The organism is Larkinella humicola (assembly GCF_008727875.1).
In the GTDB taxonomy this organism is placed as follows: domain Bacteria; phylum Bacteroidota; class Bacteroidia; order Cytophagales; family Spirosomataceae; genus Larkinella; species Larkinella humicola.
Genome location: NZ_VTWS01000003.1, coordinates 453,839 through 473,455 on the forward strand (window position 1 = coordinate 453,839; position 19,617 = coordinate 473,455).

At 54.1% G+C, this 19,617-nt stretch carries 14 protein-coding genes; 11 read left to right on the top strand and 3 right to left on the bottom strand.

All coding sequences use genetic code 11. The features are described from left to right. Positions 1–9: 9 nt before the first annotated feature. The 6 genes from F0P93_RS13925 to F0P93_RS13950 all read left to right on the top strand — a co-directional run bounded on the left by F0P93_RS13925 (position 10) and on the right by F0P93_RS13950 (position 10,544). Positions 10–984, top strand: a complete 975-nt coding sequence (locus F0P93_RS13925) for an AAA family ATPase (protein ID WP_150877006.1) — start codon at positions 10–12, stop codon at positions 982–984. Continuing rightward, positions 981–2,321 (top strand): DUF58 domain-containing protein, encoded by a 1,341-nt coding sequence (locus F0P93_RS13930; RefSeq protein ID WP_150877007.1) that lies wholly within the window; start codon positions 981–983, stop codon positions 2,319–2,321. Before F0P93_RS13925 ends, F0P93_RS13930 begins: the two co-directional genes overlap by 4 nt. A gap of 5 nt (positions 2,322–2,326) precedes the next feature. Continuing rightward, positions 2,327–3,787, top strand: coding sequence for a M20 family peptidase (locus F0P93_RS13935; protein ID WP_150877008.1), 1,461 nt, complete (start codon positions 2,327–2,329; stop codon positions 3,785–3,787). Positions 3,788–4,020: 233 nt separating this feature from the next. After that, positions 4,021–6,744 carry a T9SS type A sorting domain-containing protein gene (locus tag F0P93_RS13940; protein ID WP_191908813.1) on the top strand — a complete coding sequence of 908 codons (2,724 nt, stop codon included), beginning with the start codon at positions 4,021–4,023 and terminating at the stop codon, positions 6,742–6,744. 25 nt (positions 6,745–6,769) lie between these two features. Then, complete coding sequence (locus F0P93_RS13945) at positions 6,770–9,895, top strand: sensor histidine kinase (protein WP_150877010.1); 3,126 nt, start codon at positions 6,770–6,772, stop codon at positions 9,893–9,895. Between the two features lie 4 nt (positions 9,896–9,899). Then, the gene (locus tag F0P93_RS13950; RefSeq protein WP_150877011.1) at positions 9,900–10,544 is read left to right on the top strand and encodes a response regulator; all 645 of its coding nucleotides are present in this window, start codon (positions 9,900–9,902) and stop codon (positions 10,542–10,544) included. Between the two features lie 101 nt (positions 10,545–10,645). Here F0P93_RS13950 and F0P93_RS13955 read toward each other — a convergent pair whose 3' ends face one another. Further along, on the bottom strand, positions 10,646–11,056 hold the full coding sequence (locus F0P93_RS13955) for a DoxX family protein (protein WP_150877012.1): 411 nt from the start codon (positions 11,054–11,056) through the stop codon (positions 10,646–10,648). Between the two features lie 84 nt (positions 11,057–11,140). On the opposite strand from F0P93_RS13955, the gene F0P93_RS13960 reads away from it, so the two are divergent. Continuing rightward, entirely contained in the window at positions 11,141–11,497 is a 357-nt protein-coding gene (locus F0P93_RS13960; protein ID WP_150877013.1) for a winged helix-turn-helix transcriptional regulator, read from the top strand. A 106-nt stretch (positions 11,498–11,603) separates the two neighbouring features. Here F0P93_RS13960 and F0P93_RS13965 read toward each other — a convergent pair whose 3' ends face one another. Then, positions 11,604–13,208, bottom strand: a complete 1,605-nt coding sequence (locus F0P93_RS13965) for a serine hydrolase domain-containing protein (protein WP_150877014.1) — start codon at positions 13,206–13,208, stop codon at positions 11,604–11,606. Between the two features lie 102 nt (positions 13,209–13,310). On the opposite strand from F0P93_RS13965, the gene F0P93_RS13970 reads away from it, so the two are divergent. Further along, the gene (locus F0P93_RS13970; protein WP_150877015.1) at positions 13,311–14,588 is read left to right on the top strand and encodes a PQQ-dependent sugar dehydrogenase; all 1,278 of its coding nucleotides are present in this window, start codon (positions 13,311–13,313) and stop codon (positions 14,586–14,588) included. Between the two features lie 107 nt (positions 14,589–14,695). Here the strand turns inward: F0P93_RS13970 and F0P93_RS13975 are convergent, their stop codons facing one another. Next, a complete protein-coding gene (locus F0P93_RS13975; protein ID WP_150877016.1) occupies positions 14,696–15,706 on the bottom strand; it encodes an LLM class flavin-dependent oxidoreductase in 1,011 nt (336 codons plus the stop codon). A 197-nt stretch (positions 15,707–15,903) separates the two neighbouring features. Here F0P93_RS13975 and F0P93_RS13980 point away from each other — a divergent pair, with 197 nt between their 5' ends. The 3 genes from F0P93_RS13980 to F0P93_RS13990 all read left to right on the top strand — a co-directional run bounded on the left by F0P93_RS13980 (position 15,904) and on the right by F0P93_RS13990 (position 19,616). Further along, complete coding sequence (locus F0P93_RS13980) at positions 15,904–17,004, top strand: DUF6351 family protein (RefSeq protein ID WP_191908814.1); 1,101 nt, start codon at positions 15,904–15,906, stop codon at positions 17,002–17,004. Between the two features lie 270 nt (positions 17,005–17,274). Next, entirely contained in the window at positions 17,275–17,646 is a 372-nt protein-coding gene (locus tag F0P93_RS13985; RefSeq protein ID WP_150877018.1) for a BlaI/MecI/CopY family transcriptional regulator, read from the top strand. Further along, on the top strand, positions 17,643–19,616 hold the full coding sequence (locus F0P93_RS13990) for a M56 family metallopeptidase (RefSeq protein WP_150877019.1): 1,974 nt from the start codon (positions 17,643–17,645) through the stop codon (positions 19,614–19,616). Before F0P93_RS13985 ends, F0P93_RS13990 begins: the two co-directional genes overlap by 4 nt. Position 19,617: the final 1 nt, after the last annotated feature.

The following is a 19,617-nucleotide window of genomic DNA, read 5'->3' on the forward strand; positions in this document are numbered from 1 at the left end:
ATTCACACCATGTCTCCCTACGAAAACCGCTTAGATTTAACCGAACTCAAAACCGCCGTCGATGCGATTCGGGCCGAAATTGGCAAGGTCATCGTCGGGCAACACCAAACCATCGATCTGCTCCTGACGGCTTTGCTCGCCGACGGCCACGTGCTGATCGAAGGCGTTCCGGGCGTAGCCAAAACGCTGATTGCCAAACTGCTGGCCAAAACCATTTCGGTCGATTTCAGCCGGATTCAGTTTACGCCCGACCTGATGCCGTCCGACGTTTTGGGAACGTCCATTTTCAACCCCAAAACCACCGATTTTGAATACCGCCGGGGGCCGATTTTCTCTAACATCGTGCTGATCGACGAAATCAACCGCGCCCCGGCCAAAACCCAGGCGGCTTTGTTTGAGGTGATGGAAGAGCGGCAGGCCACCAACGACGGCATCACGTATCTGCTGGCCGACCCGTTTCTGGTGCTGGCGACCCAGAATCCCGTCGAGCAGGAAGGCACCTACCGGCTGCCCGAAGCCCAGCTCGACCGGTTTCTGTTCAAAGTCGTCGTCGGGTATCCCAACGTGCTGGAGGAAGTGAACATCCTGAAAGGCCACCACGAACGCCGGAATCTGGCCGACGCGGTCGAAGCGGTTCAGGCGTCTCTCACGGCGGATCAGTTGCAGGCGTTACGGGCTCAGGTTCACCGGGTTCACATTGAGGATAAGTTGTTTGAATACATTGCTCAGATCGTGCAGAGTACACGCACGCACAAATCACTGTTTCTGGGTGCCTCGCCCCGGGCTTCGGTGGCGCTCCTGAACAGTTCCAAAGCCCTCGCCACCCTCCGGGGCCGCGATTTCGTCACGCCCGAAGACGTGCAGGAACTGGCCGCGCCGGTGTTGCGCCACCGCGTGTTGCTCACCCCCGAACGCGAAATGGAAGGCGGCACAGCGGATGAAGTGATTGGTCAGGTGGTGCAGAAGATTGAGGTGCCGCGATGACCCTTTTCCGCGCACTCTACGTTTCTACCCGCGTCTGGCTGTTGCTGATCGCGTTCGTGTTGCTGTTCATTCTGGCGTACGTGTTTCCGGTCCTGTTCCCGTTTGTCAAACTGCTGCTGGCGGTTCTGGTGGCGCTGTGCCTGCTGGACGGCATTCTGCTGTTCCGAAATTCAACCAAACGGGCGGCTTTTTTTGCCCGACGCGAACTCCCCGACCGGCTCTCGAACGGTGACGAAAACCCGGTGACCCTTTACCTCGAAAACCGCTATTCCTTTCCGGCACAGGTCGAAATCATCGATGAAATCCCGTTCCAGTTTCAGAAGCGGGATGTGCTGTTTACAGCCACGCTGAAGCCCAACGAAACCAAAACGTTACGCTACGAACTAAGGCCGACCAAACGCGGGGAATATAATTTCGGCGCCGTGAACGTCTACGCAATGACACCCCTGCGGCTGCTGAAACGGCGCTACCAGTTTTCGCAGAACAAGATGGTGGCGGTTTTTCCGTCGTTTCTGCAAATGCGGCAGTATGAATTGCTGGCCATTTCGAACCGGTTGAGCGAGGTCGGCATCAAAAAAGTCCGCCGGATCGGGCACAGCATGGAATTTGAACAGGTACGGGCCTATAGCCGGGGTGACGACGTCCGGACCATCAACTGGAAAGCCACCGCCCGCCGGAGCGACCTGATGGTGAACGCCTTCCGGGACGAAAAATCGCAGGCCATTTATTGCCTCATCGACAAAGGCCGCGTCATGAAATCGCCGTTTGAAGGACTTAGTTTGCTCGATTACGCCATTAATGCGACACTCGTTTTGAGCAACATTGCCCTGCTCAAACAGGACCGCGCCGGGCTGCTGACGTTCTCGGAACAAATCGGACAACTGGTGACCGCCGAGCGACGACCGGGCCACATGCAGAAAATCCTGGAAGTGTTATACCGGCAGAAAACCCGGTTTCTGGAATCGGATTACGAAGCCTTGTACACCAACCTGCGCCGACACATCCGCCAGCGGAGTTTATTACTGTTATTTACTAATTTTGAGACGGTTAATGCCCTGCGCCGGCAACTACCGTATCTGCGCCGGATGGCCAAAGACCACCTGCTGATCGTTGTTTTTTTTGAAAATACCGAATTGAAAACGTTATTGAGCAGCCCGGCCAGTTCGACGGAAGAAATCTACCAGAAAACCATTGCCGAGAAGTTTTATTACGAGAAAAAGTTGATCGTCAAAGAATTACAACAATACGGCATTCAGGCCATTTTGACCGCCCCGCAGAACCTGACCGCCAACACCGTCAATAAATACCTGGAACTGAAAGCCCGGGGCATGATTTAGAAAAAATGAAACGACTCCGCTGGCTCCTGATTGGATTGGCTGTCCTGCTGCTTGTTCTGCTGGTCAATACCCTCCGCTTTTCCTCCAAGCAACTGAGCGATGTTCCACCCGCAGCATCCGTTTCTGTCGGCGATTCGGCCGTGAACCGGCTGGTGGCGGCACTGCGGCTGCGGACGGTTTCCTATTCCGATGAGTCGCTGACGGACACCACACAGTTTGACCAATTCCTCAGCCTGCTGCAGCAATCCTTCCCCCGGATTCATCAGCAACTGAAGCGCGAGACGTTTAACCAGTACGGGTTACTGTACGAATGGAAAGGCAAAAATCCGGCGTTGAAACCGGTATTGCTGACAGGACATTACGATGTCGTTCCGGTGATTCAGGGCACCCAGAAAATGTGGAAACGACCGCCGTTCGACGGATTGCTGGAAGGCGGTTTTCTGTATGGCCGGGGCACGCTGGACGACAAAAGCAGCGTCATGGCGCAACTCGAAGCCGTCGAAGGGCTGCTCGCTACCGGTTTTCAGCCTGAGCGGACGATCATGCTGGCCTACGGACAGGACGAAGAAGTTACCGGTTTTCGGGGTGCCCAAACCATGGCCGCCGAACTGGAACGGCGGAAAATCACGCTGGAATACGTGCTGGACGAGGGTGGTGTGATTAAAACCGACGGTATTCCGGGCCTGCCCAGACCGGTCGCGCTCATCGGAATTGGCGAAAAAGGCTACGCCAGCATCGAGTTGACGACCGTTAGCAAGGGCGGGCATTCGTCGATGCCGCCGAAACAGACCAGCATCGGGCTGGTGGCCGAAGCGGTGAGCAAACTGGAAAAGAACCCGTTTCCGGCGCGGCTGGACGCGGGACTGGATCAGATGTTTACGTACATCGGTCCCGAAATGCCGTTCGGACAGCGGATCGTGTTTGCCAACCAGTGGTTGTTTGCGCCCCTCATCACCCGCATCATGGCGCAGTCGAATTCTGGCAATGCAACGCTACGAACCACTACCGCGCCCACGATTTTTCAGGCCGGCGTCAAAGACAATGTGCTGCCAATTGAAGCCACGGCGACGATTAACTTCCGGATTCTACCCGGCGAAACGGTGGAGACCGTTGCCGAACGCGTAAAGGAAGTCATTGATGATGAGCGGATTCAGGTCAATGTGCTGAAAAAATTCATCAGCCAGCCTTCACCGGTTTCGAATCCGAATGCGCTCGGATTCGAACGGATTCACCGCACCATCAAGGGCGTTTATCCCGAAACCATCGTCACGCCGTATTTAACGCTGGGCGGCACAGACTCCCGGTTTTACGCCCGCGTTTGTCCGCAAATCTACCGGTTTTCGCCCACGCCCATGAACGACGAAGACACCCAGCGGGTTCACGGCACCAACGAACGGATTAGCCTGAAAGACTACCGGAACATGATCCGGTTTTACGCCACGCTGATCAGGAACAGCCAGAATTGATGGGTGGTTTACAGCTTTTCGGGTACTGGCTCTTTGTTACCATTTTATAAAAAGATAGGATTATTTGTAACTTTATCAGGTAATCAGCCAAACCCTTTCCTGAAAACCGGAATCCTGTCTGTATGGAAACTTTACCAGCGAATCGCCACAGGGTATCTTATTCAGCCAGAAACAAGGGTTTTAAAGGCTTTTTCCTCGCCCTTTGTCTTCTGTTGCCTGCGACCTCTCTCCTCTTGGCGCAATCCTTTTCGGTTCAACCTGATCAGCACGGTTTTTATCAGCTTCAGAAAAACGCGAATTCGCAGACCTCGGCGGCCCGAAAAGCGCAGACGGTGACGGTATCCATTGCGAATGATTCCCGACGATCGGGTGATGCGGCCGTTCTTTCGGTGTCACTCGGCCCCGAAATCAACCTCAACAATGGGAGCAATTTTACGCTGATCGTTAGAACATCCCCTGAACTTACGAACCAGTCGGATGTTATTTACATTTCAAACAAGCTTGTCGATCGATCTTCCCGAACCATGCAGATCCCGGTTGGCGGTCTGAATGCCAACACGGATTATTACTTCACGCTCCTTTATTCCAGCGAATGCACGGGTGAAACCATCGCCGAAGTTCATTACAAAACGGGTGCGGCTCTGCAAAAGCCCAAAAGAATACTATTGATACTCGACAAGCAGTACGAAAACGATTTGCAAATTGAACAGGCGCTGTCGGTTTACAAAGCCGACGTGAACCGGGCCGACCCCAATCTCGTTTTTGAACGGTTTTATCTTTCTACGGATCCGGCCGAAAAAGGGAAACTCTACGAACAGATCAAAAGCTGGTACTTCGATGCCACGACTCCGCTCCATTACCTGTTTTTTATCGGACAGAATGCCAGCACCTACATTCGATCGTATCATCTGAACCCCAAAACCAATCAGGCGGGGCCAGGCGACGTGTTCAGTTTACCCAGCATTGGGGTGTATGCCAAAATCCTGACCCAGGATTACCCGTTCGATCCCCAGCAAAACGCTTTTATAAACCGGCGATACAGGTGTCAGGACGTTGGAGCCGATCCGATTCCGAATGATATTTCGTCTACCTATGCTCAATCATCTATTGTCGATATTTCGTACGGCGCTATTGTACCTACGCGTCCGGAAGAAGGGAAAGCCTACCTATTGCGGTATTTTGAAAAACTGCACCGATACAAAACGGGGCAAATTAAGTTTGATAAAAAAGCGCTGCTGGCCGATACGTTCTACCACGACGGGAGTTATCCGAAAAAAGTTGAAGAATTGACGGGGCGCTGGACCAACAACGATACGATCAACGTTCCCCGGAAATATGGTCCTAATTTTCACGGGGATGACCCGATCTGGCGAGCCGATTACCTTAAGAAGTTAGGCAGCAACTCATACGAAATAGCCACTTTTTACGGGCATGGCTCCCCCGGTTTGCATTATTTTGGAATAACGCCGACCGAAATTCAGAATTTGGGTAAACTCAACACGCTTCTTTTTGACTTTCTGGCCTGTTCGGTGGGCGGTATCGATGTCCGGGATTATATGGCTGGTACGTACCTGGATAAAGGAAACACCCTTTTTGTCAATGCCTATTCGGTGACCATATTTGCGTCTACCCAAGAAAATGAATCGCCATTACTGGAAAAATTCAAGGAAAAACGTCCTTTTCACGCCTTTGCCCGGGGAGCGTACGTCAGCGATGCATTCCGGCATGGCTTCACGTTCAATGACGCCCAATACCCGCTTGGCGACCCTCTCCTACTCCTCGATCCGCCCTGTACGAATGCCGAACCGCTCGTGATTTCAGCCGCCGGTTCGCTGTCGCTTTGCTCCGGTGATACGGTTTCGCTCCGTGTTCCCGAGACCTTCACTGACTTCCGCTGGTTCCGCAACGGGCAGGAAATCACTACGGCCAAAAGCCAGAAACTGGTGGTGAGTCAGAGCGGTAGTTACACGGCAAAAGCCAAACAGTGCGGCCAGGAGGTGAGCAGTGAAGGCATTACCATCACCGAAAAACCGGGGCCGGTTATCCCGGTTTTGACGGTCGAAACGTTCCCGGATCGCTACCGGCTGCGGGTAACGCCCGCAGGAGCTTTTACCGGTGGTTTCAGTTGGTTCATTAACGGCGAACGCTGGCAGGAAACCACGCAGGACACGGCCCGACCGGTTTTACTGGCCGACTATTCCGTTCGCGTTGTAAAAGACGGCTGTTCAGCCCTGTCAAAACCGGTTTCGGTTCGGATTGAAAAACCGGCGCTATCCGTCACTGCCCCCGTCCCCCTTTGCACGGGCGACAGCGTCGCGCTGAAAGCGCCCGATAATTTCAGTTCGTATACGTGGCTGACCAAAGACGGCCCGTCGGTGACAACCACCAGCAGCACCCGGTTCATCAAGCAGAGCGCTTCCGTGGCGGTGACGCCCAAACGGGGCAATCTGGAAGGGCCGACCTCCGATTATGTCACCATGAACTTCTCCCCCAAACCGACCAAGCCAACCCTGACCCTGGAAAGCAACGGTTTCCGGTCGAGCAGTACGACGGGCAATCAGTGGTACCGAAACGGTCAACCCCTGCCGGATTCGACGCGCCAGGTTCTGCGCAATCCGGGTGCCGGAACCTATACCGTCCGCGTGACCGGACAAGGTGGCTGCTTCAACGACTCGGACCCGATGATCATCACGGCGGTGGAGCCAACGCCGGGAACCTTGAAAGTGTACCCGAATCCCGGCAACGGAACGTTCTGGGTGGAGTGGCCCGACGCGTTCCGGTCGGGGGATCTGGAGGTGGTGGATAACCTGGGCCGCCAAGTCTACAGCCGTTCCTACGCCAGCAAACCGGTGGGGCCGGTGCCGGTCAGGCTGAAAACCGCTCCGGGTCTGTACCTGTTGCGGCTTTCGAATGCCGGACAAATTCATACGGTCAAGGTAGTGATTGAAACCGATTGATGGAGCTAGCCCCAAACCCGCTGCCATGACCCGTCTGTGGTGTATCGCCCTGCTGTTCATTTGCTCGTTGAGCGTCTGGAGCCACGCCCAGACGGCCCGCCAGCTCCGCTTCGAACACCTGGGCATCAACCAGGGGCTGGCCAATAATGTGGTGTATGCCCTGCTTCAGGACCGCGAGGGGTATGTGTGGTTTGCGACCGACAATGGACTCAGCAAATACGACGGCTACACGGTTACTACCTACAAAAAGATCCCCGGAGATACCACATCGCTCGCGGGCAATTCCGTGATCCAGTTGATGGAAGACCGGGAAGGCTTCCTCTGGCTCGGCATGATGGGGCAGGGAATTTGCAAATTTGATAAACAGACTGAAATCTTTACCTGCTACGGCCCTACCCCCCAAACCCTGAAACAAGGCACGATAAACACCATTGTAGAAGATCGGGAGGGCGATCTGTGGGTAGCGAACGGCACGCCCGAACTACGGAAATTCGACAAAAAAACCGGCACTTATTCCCGCTTCAATTATGCGACCTTGCTGGCCGAAAAGTCTTCCACCGGGATAGTCCCGGAAGTCAATACACTCTATCGCGACAAAACCGGAACGCTGTGGGTGGGCAGTCAACAGGGGCTGCACCGGATGACTCTCAACCCGACAGAAACCGGAAAAACCACTCCAGTTAGCTTTACAACCTACCGGCACGACCCTGCCAATTCCCGCAGCCTGAGCCACGATGAGGTGCGGGAAATGTATGAAGACCAGGCAGGTATGTTGTGGATCAGCACCGAGAACGGCCTGAACCGGTTTGACCGGAAAAGCGGGACGTTCAGGCATTACCCGTACACATCAGATCCATCGCCGGCCATCAATGCCACCATCAACCGAAAGTTCAGGCACTTTGCCGAAGATCAGCAGGGGAACCTTTGGATTGGCACCAACACGCAGGGTTTGTTTCAGCTCAATTCCGAACGCACGCACTTCACGCAGGTGCAGCACGACCCGGAAAATCCAGCGAGCCTGCGTGGGTCTTTCGTCAACGCCCTCCTGGTGGATCGATCCGGTTTGTTGTGGGTCAGCATTTGGGGCGAGGGCGTTGACCGGGCTCATCCCCGCCAGCAGCCGTTCCAGCATTACCGACCGCTTCCCGCTCCGGTTTCGTCCTTGAGCAATAAGTACGTCGATGCCATTCTGGAAGACCGCTCCGGCATCGTCTGGCTGGCCACCGGGGCCGGACTGGACCGGCTGGACCAACGAACGGGCCGTTTTAAGACGTATCGATTCACCCCCAACCAGCCAAAGGGACAGCCGAATCGCCATGTCAATGCCCTGCTCGAAGACCGCGACGGCAACCTGTGGGTGGGTAGCCAGGGCGACCTGGCGCTGTTCAACCGGCAAACGGAAACGTTCATCCCGTTTACGCAGGACACCCTCCGCTATCCGGGACTCGGCGGCAATGGCGCGATCTTCACCCTGTACGAAGACCGCCAGGGCCTGCTTTGGCTGGGTACCAACAACGGGATCAAAAGCTTCGACCGAAAAACGGGCCACGTAACCCACTATGCCTATGATCCGAAAAACGCGAAGGGAATCAGCGATGCCTGGGCGATTTCGATCCGCGAAGACCAGCGGGGAAACCTCTGGATTGGGACGGGCAGCGTAGCCCTCAATCGGCTGGACCGGAAAACCGGGCGGTTTACCCACTATCGCCCGGATCGTCGCAAACCGGGTAGCCTGCCGTCGGATGCCGTTCCCAGCATCTTTCAGGATTCAAAGGGAAATCTGTGGCTGGGAACCTCTGGGGGAGGGTTGTGCCGATTTGAGTATGACAGGGAAACATTTCAGGTCCTTACGCAGGCCGACGGGCTGGCCGATCATTCTATTTTTTCCATTCAGGAAGACAATCAGGGGCATTTGTGGCTGGGAACGTCCAAGGGCCTCTCCCGGTTTTCGTTTGCCGACAAGACGTTTATCAATTATGATGTCAGTGACGGTTTGCCCGGCGACGGCTTCAAAAAGGCCCATTGCAAGGGGAAAAGCGGTGTGCTGTACTTCGGTGGTGAGAATGGATTCGTTGCGTTCGATCCCCGGCAGCTAACCACCAACCGCCACGTTCCGCCGGTGGTGATTACGCAGGCCAAATTGTTCGACAAACCCATCGCCGGTCAAATAGAAGCCCGAACCCTGCACCTGAACTACGATGAAAACTTTTTCTCCTTTGAATTTGCGGCCCTGAATTATGTAAATCCTTCCAAAAATCAATACGCCTACCACCTGGCAGGTCTGGAAAAAGACTGGGTGTACAGTGGCTCGCGACGGTATGTGAGCTATACCAACCTGGATCCCGGAACGTACGTTTTCCGGGTCAAGGGATCGAACAACGATGGAGTCTGGAACGAAAAAGGAACGTCGATCCGGGTCATCATTCATCCACCGTGGTGGCAAACGACCGGGTTTCGGCTGGTGGCCATCCTGAGCCTCCTCCTGCTGGCCGGTAGCGCCGTCCGGCTTTACACGCAGATGAAACTGAGCCGGCAACGGCACGAGATGAAACAGGTTTTGCAGGCGCAGGAGGGCGAACGTCAGCGGCTGGCGGCCGATTTGCACGATGACCTGGGATCGACGCTGGCCGCCATCAAGGTGCAACTCGAAATCGTTCACGAACCCGACGATGCCCTGCTGCAGCCGATCAGGCTGATGGAAAAAGCAATTCGCGACCTTCGGCACATTTCCCACAACCTGATGCCCCCCGAGTTTGCCCGGCTCGGCCTGACCGAAGCCCTGCACGAAACCGTAAACCGGGTCGAAGCCAATTCCGGGATTTACTTTCTGTTCATCTCGTTTGGCCCGGAACGCCGGCTCGACAATGAAATGGAGCTGACCATTTACCGGATTGCGGTTGAACTCATTCAGAATGCCATCCGGCACGCCCGGGCAAAGCAGATAACCGTTCAGTTGCTTTTTTACCCACAACAGGTATCTTTATTGGTCGAAGACGACGGCCGGGGATATGCGACAGCCGGGCGCAACAAACCCGCCGGAATCGGGCTGCGCAATATTCGCTCCCGGGTCACGTATCTGAAGTCGAAATTACTGGTCGATTCCGGCGAACGCGGAACAACCATCATTCTGGAGGTGCCTATTGATTCGTAAATGCATGGATTCTGCTGTTAAACCGATCACCATTCTGATTGCCGACGACCATCAGGTGTTTAACGACGGCCTGTACAGCCTGCTCCGGTCGGTTGGCTCCCGCTATCAGGTGGTCGATCAGGTCTATACTGGAACGGACATCCTGCCGGCCATTCAGAACGTACACCCTGATCTGGTCCTGCTGGACATCAACCTGCCTAACCGAAATGGGCTAAACAGGGCCCGCGAGGTCGTTCAGGCGTTTCCACTGGTTCGGGTCATCATCATTTCGATGTACAGCTACCAGACGTTTGTCGACGAACTGAAAGCCATCGGTGTGGCCGGTTATCTCCTGAAAAGTGCTTCCCAACAGGAACTGTTCACCTGCCTGCAAAACGTCGTCGATGGTATTCCGTACTTCGATCCGAAATCGGGCAGCAAGGCCGGAACGCTGCACCCCGAAGATGATCTTCTGAAACGGTTTAAACTATCGCCCCGCGAGCTGGAAATTATCGCCCTCCTGAAACAGGGATTCGACACGCCCGAAATCGCCAAACGGCTTTTGCTGTTGACCGAAACCGTTAAAATCCACCGCAAGAACATCTATTACAAGCTGGCAGTCAACAACCTGGCCGAATTGATTCAGTTCGCTGAAGAACAGGGTCTGTGAGCATTTATAGGCTGTTGTTGAAAGTCATTTCTCGGAAAACCGTGTTCAGTGAATCTGCCGAATTCACAAGAAGCAGGATGTAGAAACCAAAAGGGCTGGTCTTACGTCCGTGGACTGACCGATGCTTTCATACCACGTCCCCAGAAAACGAAAAGAACGAGGCCTAGCATGACAAAGTTGAACGGCGTGTTCGCAGCCTCTCCACGGGAAAAATGAAAGACAATGGCACTCACCTGGAGCGCAGCGCATCCCAATGCAGCCACTACCGTCAACCCAGGCTTGATACCGGTCAGCGCAAGCAGAATGAGGCCGATGCCACCACCCAGATCGAACATACCCGTCACACGAAGCAGATCCGGGTATTCTCCCGCCCAGGGCCACATCCCGGCGATTGTAGAAACGGGCGCAACCAGCTTGAAAATTCCCGTGCCGATGAAGAGGAGTGCAAGCATTGCCTGAACAATCCACAAGGCAATGGGAAGGATTTTTAATTTTTTAGGTTGACTGGTCATACGGCTTAACATGCAGTTGGTTCGTTAGGCAAAGGTGCCTACTTTTGCTTTCAAAAAGTAAGCAGTTACCTTAACGTAAGCGGTATGATTTTAACGGAAGGCAAAACGAAGCACATTGAATGTCTGGAGCAGATGCTCCCGATCCGGGATGCGCTGGATGTTATTAGCGGCAAATGGAAAATGTTGATTTTGACCTCCATTATGCATGGCAACCGGCGGTTCAAGGAAATAGAGACAAGCATTCCCAAAATCAATCCCAAGGTTCTTTCCAAAGAATTGAAAGACATGGAAGAACACCAGTTGATCAAACGCATCGTTCATGACGAGTATCCGGTTTTAATCGAATACATCGCCACGGATTATTCACGCACGCTAAAAAGTGTCATGATGGAACTGCATGCCTGGGGTGTCAATCACCGGAAGAAAATCCTCGGACAATGATTAAAATGAAAGAGGCCACCCCTTCTGAGACAGCCTCTGCAAACTTTCAACGCAACCTCCGGTTACGCCAGGCAGATCATACCAAACTACCTGAGCTTCAACCCGCTCATTTCCCCTGCGAAACCGCCCCCATCAACTTCCCTTCCAAAACCGGGCGGGGGTCTTTGGTGTTTGACAAAACCGCCAGGCTTTTCTGGAATTCAAGCCGCAGATCGTCGCCCGAAAACCGGCAGATCACGTTCTCATAATGGGCCGTTTCGATAAACCGCCATGTCATCGTAAACGTGTTTTCGTCGCTCCAGGCACCACTCCCGGCCAGTTTCGTTTTGGTCTCCTTCGGAACTGCCGTCGGAACGAGTTTCAGCGGAACGGTCGATAAATCGGTGTCACCTTCTTTCCAGTTTCCCAAACCGCAAACCACCCGGTGTTCGCCCTGGTCGTCGTGCAGCGTGCAGACGCAGGAACCGTTCTGAAAAGCCAGCGAAACCCGTTTGATGTTCAACGAATTGTCGGCCATCTGATACGGTTTTCCCGTCACCCGCGCCACCGTCGGCGAAGTGGCTTGTCCGGCGGGCAGCGGCAACGCCAGTGCGGCTAATTTCTGCTTGAGCGAAACCGCCGGTTTTGCCGCGATGGCCTCCGGCTGAATGCCGGGCAGAATGTGCTTCCAGACCTGATCCAGAATGCCTTGCATGTCACTCGTCTCGCTCGTAATGGCAATCACCGTGTCTTTTTCCGGCATCACAATGCAATATTGACCGTAGGCACCATCCCCCCGGTACGCGCCATTGCGGCACCGCCAGAACTGGTAGCCGTAGCCTTGCAGCCAGTCGTTTTCTTCCTTCGGGCGTGATCCGCCTTTCGATTGAATCTGGAATTTAGTGGCGTCTTCGATCCAGGCTTCGGGCAAAATCCGCTTGCCGTTCCAGAGGCCTTTTTTCAGGTATAGCTGACCGAATTTCGCAATGTCCTCGGTGCGCACGCGCAGCCCCCAACCGCCAGTCGCGATGCCTTTCGGATCGGTTTCCCAATCGGCTCCTTCGATGCCCAGCGGATCGAAAAGCCGGGGTTTCAGGTAAGCCAGCAACGGCAGACCCGTCACTTTCTGAATAATCGCCGACAGCATGTAGGTGGCTCCACTATTATAGACGAAAAACGTACCGGGCTCGTGCTCGACCGGCTGCGCCAGAAACGCTTTCACCCAGTTCTTGTCCGGGTCGGCCCGAAGGGAACCCGTCGAGTCCTTGTCGTGGCCCGTTGCCATCGTCAGCAAGTCTTTCACCCGCATGGCAGCCAGATTGGCGCTGACCGTAGCCGGAACCTCGTTCGGAAAAAATGAAACCACCTTATCCTCGACCGTCAACCGCTTTTCGGCCACCGCCAGGCCAATCGCCGACGATGTAAAGCTTTTGCTGAGCGAATACAACGTATGTTTGAGATCGGGAGCGTAGGGCGCCCACCAGCCTTCCGCCACGACCTGACCATGTCGCACCACCATCAGGCTGTGCAGATTGAGTTTCCCCGCTTCAACAGCATTGACAAAATCCAGCAAACCCGCCGACGACACGCCCTGTGCTTCGGGCAGGCTGCGGGGCAGCCGGAACGAACGCAGCGGAGCCGCCCGGAGCGTCGTCGGCAGGGAGCCGATCAGACCCAGGCCCGCAACGCCCAGACCCAGTTGGTGGAGGAAAATTCGACGATTTAAGGTCATGTTTTTAGGAATAGTATGATTTTATCCAGTGATTCTGCCAAAATACACAGAAATTGGCAATCTTTAGACTCACGGTTCCCCATTTAACGACTAAACCCTTTCATGAAAAAAACATTTATCCGGACCATCTGTCTGGTTAGCGCCCTGGCAGGCTTTCATCCGGTCTGGGCCACCGGCGACACGCCCGCTTCTTCGACGCCAAAAAGCAAAACCGTCGAGCCTTCGGCGATCAAACTACCGGCTGGTTTTTCGGCTTCCATCCTGACCACGGATCTGGGCGCGGCCCGGCACATGGCCGTGAGCAAAAACGGCGACATTTACGTCAAATTGGGAAAACTGAAAGATGGCAAAGGCATTTACCGACTGCGGGATACCAACAAAGACGGCGTAATCGATGAACAAACCGGTTTTGGCGACTATCCCGGCACGGGCATTTTCATCAAGGACGATTACCTGTACGCGTCGTCCAACAGTGGCGTTTATCGCTATCAGTTGAATGAAAAAGGCGAGGTGATGCAGCCGGATCAGCCAGAAAAAATTGTGGAAGGTCTGCGGCTGAAAGAACGCGATCAGTCCAAATCGATTGCGGTCGATAACCAGTCGATGATTTATGTCAACGTGGCCTCCGACAACGATGCCTGCCGCGAAGCCGGAACCGGTAAAGGCCTGATGCCATGCCCGTTGCTGGATTCAGCCGCCGGCATCTGGCAGTTTAAAACCAACCGACTCAACCAATCCTACAGCGACGGTGTCCGGTTTGCAACGGGTTTGAAAAACACCGTCGGCCTGGATTGGAACACCAAAACCAACTCGTTGTTCGTCGTACAGCACGGTCGCGGCAAGTTCCACGATTTCTATCCGGAATATTATACGCCCAAGCACAGCGCAGAATTACCGGCCGAAACCATGTATGAAGTGAAAAAGGGATCGGATGGCGGCTGGCCGTATGTGTATTACGACCACATTCAGAAGAAGAAAATTCTGGCACCCGAATACGGCGGTGATGGTAAAAAAACCGGTGGCGAAAAAGCTATGAACCCGGTTGTGGCCTTCCCGGCGCATTTGGCTCCGAACGGTTTGCTGTTTTACACCGGCACGATGTTTCCCGAAAAATACCGCAATGGCGCGTTCGTGGCGTTTCACAGCCAGTCGGCGGAACTACAAAAAGGCTACTTGGTGGCGTTTGTGCCGTTTAAAAACGGAAAACCATCAGGAGCCTGGGAAGTTTTTGCCGACAATTTTGCCGGTATCGACTTAGCAAAACCAACCGGCCCCGTCCAACACCGCCCCTGCGGACTGGCGCAGGGACCTGACGGCTCTCTGTACGTCTCCGACGATCTGGGCGGAACGATTTTCCGAATTGCGTACAAGAAGAAATAAAGAGTTGGTATACGGTTTTCAGTTTACGGTATTCGGTGGCTGACGCATTCTTGTTGCAGCTTGCGTCAGCCACCGAATACCGTAAACTGAAAACCGTATACCGAAACTCAAACCGCCACAGTTTTCAGCTCAAACACCTCCGCCAGCAGCCGATACGACTCCAGCCTCTCTTCAAATTCGGAGGCCACGTTAACCAGCATCACTTCATCTACGGCGTATTGATCGGCGTATTTCAGCAGTTGTGCTTTCACTTCTTCGGAATTGCCCATAATCATCCGCTGCCGGTTGTGCTGAATGCGCGCTTCCTCGCCCGGCGAATACGTGACGGTTTTCAGATCGTTGTAGTCGAACGGGTCCACTTTGCCCCGGGTTTCGTATTGCAAAAACCGGTAGTCGATCATGGCCTGTTGCCGGTGTACGGTTTCGGGATCGTTGGAACAGAAGACGAAAAACGCGACGTTGGTCTGCGGTTCTTCCAGGTTCTCGGACGGCTGAAACCGCGCCCGGTACTGCTGCATGGCTTCCGGCCCGCCGTGTGGGTTGATGAAATGGGCGAAAGAAAATCCCATGCCGAAATGAGCCGCCAGCAAGCCGCTGTGACCGCTGGAACTTAACATCCACTGCTCCGGCACCGACGGCGGAATCGGCATGGCCCGCACCTTGGCCTGAACGCTGCCCGGCGCGTACCGATCGTTTAAATAATTCTGCAAATCAAACAGTTGCTGCACCAGATCCTGTTCGCTGAAGGTGTTGGTCGGGTTCAAAATGCTGGCCGTAACCCGGTCTCCACCCGGTGCGCGGCCCATGCCAAGGTCGATACGGCCGGGGAAAAGCGTTTCCAGCATCCGGAAATTCTCGGCTATTTTCAATGCACTGTAATGCGGAATCATCACCCCGCCCGAGCCCACGCGGATGGATTGCGTTTGGCCGGCGAGGTGGGCAATCAGAATTTCCGGCGTTGTTCCGGCCAGCGAGGTCACATTATGGTGTTCGGATACCCAAAACCGGGTGTATCCCAGTTCGTCCGTTAGTTGGGCGAGCGCCACGGTTTCCAGCAAGGCTTCCCGCGCGTTGCTCCCTTTGCGAATGGGTGACTGATCTAAAACACTTAACTTCATTTTTACGTCCGGTTAGCAAGCATAAGTTCTATTGTTCTAGAACAACAAACGAACAAAGAAAGGTGCCCTATCTGTCATAAACCTTATCGATTCGGCAGAGATTGAAGCCAGGACGGTGTTTCGAGGAAACGGTCTTGTTTTTACGAATGCATTCTGTTAAATCGACTTACTATTCCTGTATTCCTTCCCGGTTAATCATGAAATCAATTTTACTTCTTGCTTTTTTCTGCCTTACACTGAGCGCCTTGGCGCAATCGTCCTCACAGGCTCGCGTCGATACCGGCACCATCGACGGTGCCCGCTACCGGATCGACTTTCCCGCCAACTGGGGCCAGACCGGTTCGTCCAAACGCCTGTTGATGTACGCGCACGGCTACGAAACGATCGGCAACAAACGGGGCAACCTGAGTGGCGGATGGATGGCCCCTTTCCTGAAAAAAGGCTTTGCCGTAGCCCAGTCGGCCTACCGGCGGCAGGGCTGGGCCGTTTCAGAAGGCGTGGACGACACGGAAGCCCTGCGGCAGCATTTTGTCAAAAAATACGGACAGCCCGACAGTACATTCGTTACCGGCCATTCGATGGGTGGCATGATCACACTGGCGACCATCGAGAAATTCCCGCAGCATTACCAGGGTGCCATGCCCTTTTGCCCCATCTCCGGCCATTTGTACCAATCGTTGCAGAGACACCTTTTTGCGGTTCTGGTCACCTTCGACGGCCTTTTTCCCAACACGCTGGCACTGGAGAAGCTGGCAACAGGAACCGGCGTTCCCACAGCACCGGATGCGATCCGGCAAAAATTACAGGCCGACTCGCTGACCGGCCAGCAATTTGCCCGCCGGTTTTCCATCAAATACAAAGACCTGCCGGGCGTCCTCTCGTTTTTTCAGGAAATCTACCGCGACATCAGCCAGCAGGCCGGTGGCAATCCGTTCGACAATACGAACCTGTTGTACAGCGGTTTTCCCGACGACGCGCTCGTCAACCGCCGGGCCACCCGGCTGACGGCCCAACCCAAAGCCCGAACGTTCCTGGGGCCTTACACCACGTTTAGCGGCAAAATCAGCGACCCGGTTTTGCTGGTTCACACGACCTACGACGAGCTGATTCCACCCGAAGAAGCCACGGCCTACGACGCCATTGCCCGGCAAGCGGGCAACGACCGGCTTTTTATCATGAAATTCACCGACGGACAGGGCCATTGCCGGTTTACCCCCGGCCAGACCGAAGCGGTTTTCGATCAACTGCGAAGCTGGGTGAAGGCGGGGCAACGGCCGGTGGCGGGGGAAGTAAAATAATATGAACTCGTAAGATCTGTCTTCAGTAGTATCAGCCCACGGTTTTAACCGTGGGTTTAAAGAGTATTTTTACATCCTGAAACCGTTTCAACGGTTTCCTCATTGGCTTTCCACAACAGCTCACGGTTAAAACCGTGAGCTGTTTTTTCACTCTTTATTCCCCCAATAACCCAACAAAACCTTTTTTTCAAACAAAAACTAACAGATTAGTTGTAAAACTAAATCATTAGTCATACATTTGGTTTAAGATTGTTATCAACCTGATGTCGTATGCAAGTTCGCGAATTGACCAATGCCGAGGAAGAAATCATGAAGGTGTTGTGGAAACTGGAAAAAGGGTTTGTCAAGGATGTTTTGGCCGAACTCCCGGAGCCCAAACCCGCCTACAACACCGTCTCGACCATCATCCGCATTCTCGAAAAAAAGGGACTGGTGGGCTACCGGGCCTACGGCAAAACGCACGAATACTACCCGCTGATCACGGAAGAGGAGTATAAACGCTTCGAAATGGAGCAGCTCATGTCCGGTTATTTCGACAATTCGCTGAAAAAGCTGGTGTCGTTTTTCGTCAAAGACCGCAACCTGAGCCTGAAAGAAGCCAACGAAATTATTGACCTTCTAAACCGCCAAAAAGAATCATGAACGCGGCCCTCGAATACCTGCTGAAAGCCAATCTGTTTCTGATCCTGTTTTACGCCTGTTACTGGATCTGGCTCCGAAAGCACACGTTTTTCCGGCTCAACCGGGCCTACCTGATCGTCGCGGTGTTGCTTTCACTCACCCTGCCGCTGGTGGAGCTGCCCGCCGACGCAGCCGAAACCCTTCCCGTTCCGGTGGTCGCGTTTTCGTTGCCGGTCGTTATCCAAACGGCGGAACAGCCAACCGGGCCGGATTGGGAAACCATCGCCTACTGGGTATACGGGCTGGTCGCCGGAGCGCTGTTCCTGCGGTTGCTGGTGCAGATAACGGGCGTAGGGCGGCTGATCAAACGCTCGGAACAGCACGATCTGGACGAATACACGCTGGTGTTGCCCGCCGATGAGCGCGTTCCAACGTTCTCGTTCTTCCGCTATCTCGTACTGTGCCGCCGGGATGCGCAAACGGCTAACACGCCGATTGTGGCCCACGAACTGGTTCACATCCGGCAAAGACACAGTTTCGATGTGCTCCTGCTGGAAATTGTCCAGCTTTTCTTCTGGATGAACCCGGTTCTGATTCTCTACAAACAGACCCTTCAGCAAGTCCACGAGTTTCTGGCCGACGCCCAGGCGGAAGACAAACACGAATACGCCACTTTCCTCATCGACTACGCCTTTGGCGTTCAACCCAATACGCTGACCAACGGTTTTTTCAAACCGTCGTTGCTCAAAGAGCGCATCAAAATGCTGCAACGCCGGGCCACCAGCCGCTGGGCACTGGGAAAATACATGCTGGTGTTGCCGCTTTTGCTGAGTTTACTGGCGATGACAGCCGCCCGCGAACAACTTACGGAACTGGTGACTCCGGTTTCGGATGAAAAAGGAACCGTTTCGGGAAAAGTTATCGATAACGATGGACAGCCGCTGCCGGGTGCGACGCTCATCGTCCGCAACACAACGAGTGGTGCACAAACCGACCTACAAGGCCGCTACGAGTTAAAAAATGTTCCGTCGGATGCCAAAATCGTGGCCAGTTTCGTCGGCTATGTATCGCAGGTGAAGGACGTAGCCGGCAAAAAGACGCTTGATTTTGCGCTGCAGACTAAAGTTGACTCGTTGCGACCGGTCGTAGTGGTGGGATATGGGTCTTCTACAAAACCGGCAAATCCGGCTCCCGCCAAACCGGAAGCGAATACCTTATCTGGAAAAGTCGAAAGCTTTTCCGCAATAGAACAAAATCCGGAGTTTCCGGGTGGTTTACCGGCTTTGGGAGCATACCTCTCCAAAAACATCCGGTATCCGGCAGAAGCCCGGCAGAATGGTACCCAGGGAACGGTTTTCGTGCAATTCACCGTCAATTTGAACGGCGACATTCAGGGCCTTCGGGTGAAAAAAGGCATCGGTTCGGGCTGCGACGAAGAAGCCGTTCGGGTAGTCAGTCAGATGCCGCGCTGGACACCGGGCATGCAAAGCGGAAAACCGGTTATGACCCAGTACGTTCTACCCATTCAGTTTACGTTGGAAAAAGACGACAAGCGAAGCGGTCGGTTGATGAACAACAAAGCGAATTCTCCGAATGTCATCCTCAGCGGTTCTGCCCTTTCTGACCCGGACAAAAAGCCGCTGTTTGTCGTTGATGGTGAAAAAATGGCAAAAACCGAAAGCCTCAACGCTTCTGTTAAAACGGCTGATATCCAATCCATTAACGTCCTGAAAGGTGAATCAGCGACCACCTTGTATGGCGATGAAGGTAAGAACGGGGTAATTCAGGTGAAAACCAAACAGGCCGCAATGGGCGAACAGATTCAGCAGGCTGGCCGGATCGATTACGACGGAAAACCGCCGGTTTATATGCTGGATGATAAAACAATCACGCGGGAAGACTTCCAAAAGCTGAACCCCAAGAGTTTGCAAAGTGTCGAGGTCGATCATACCAAATCCACTTACACCATCAAGGCCACTACCAAAAACTAAA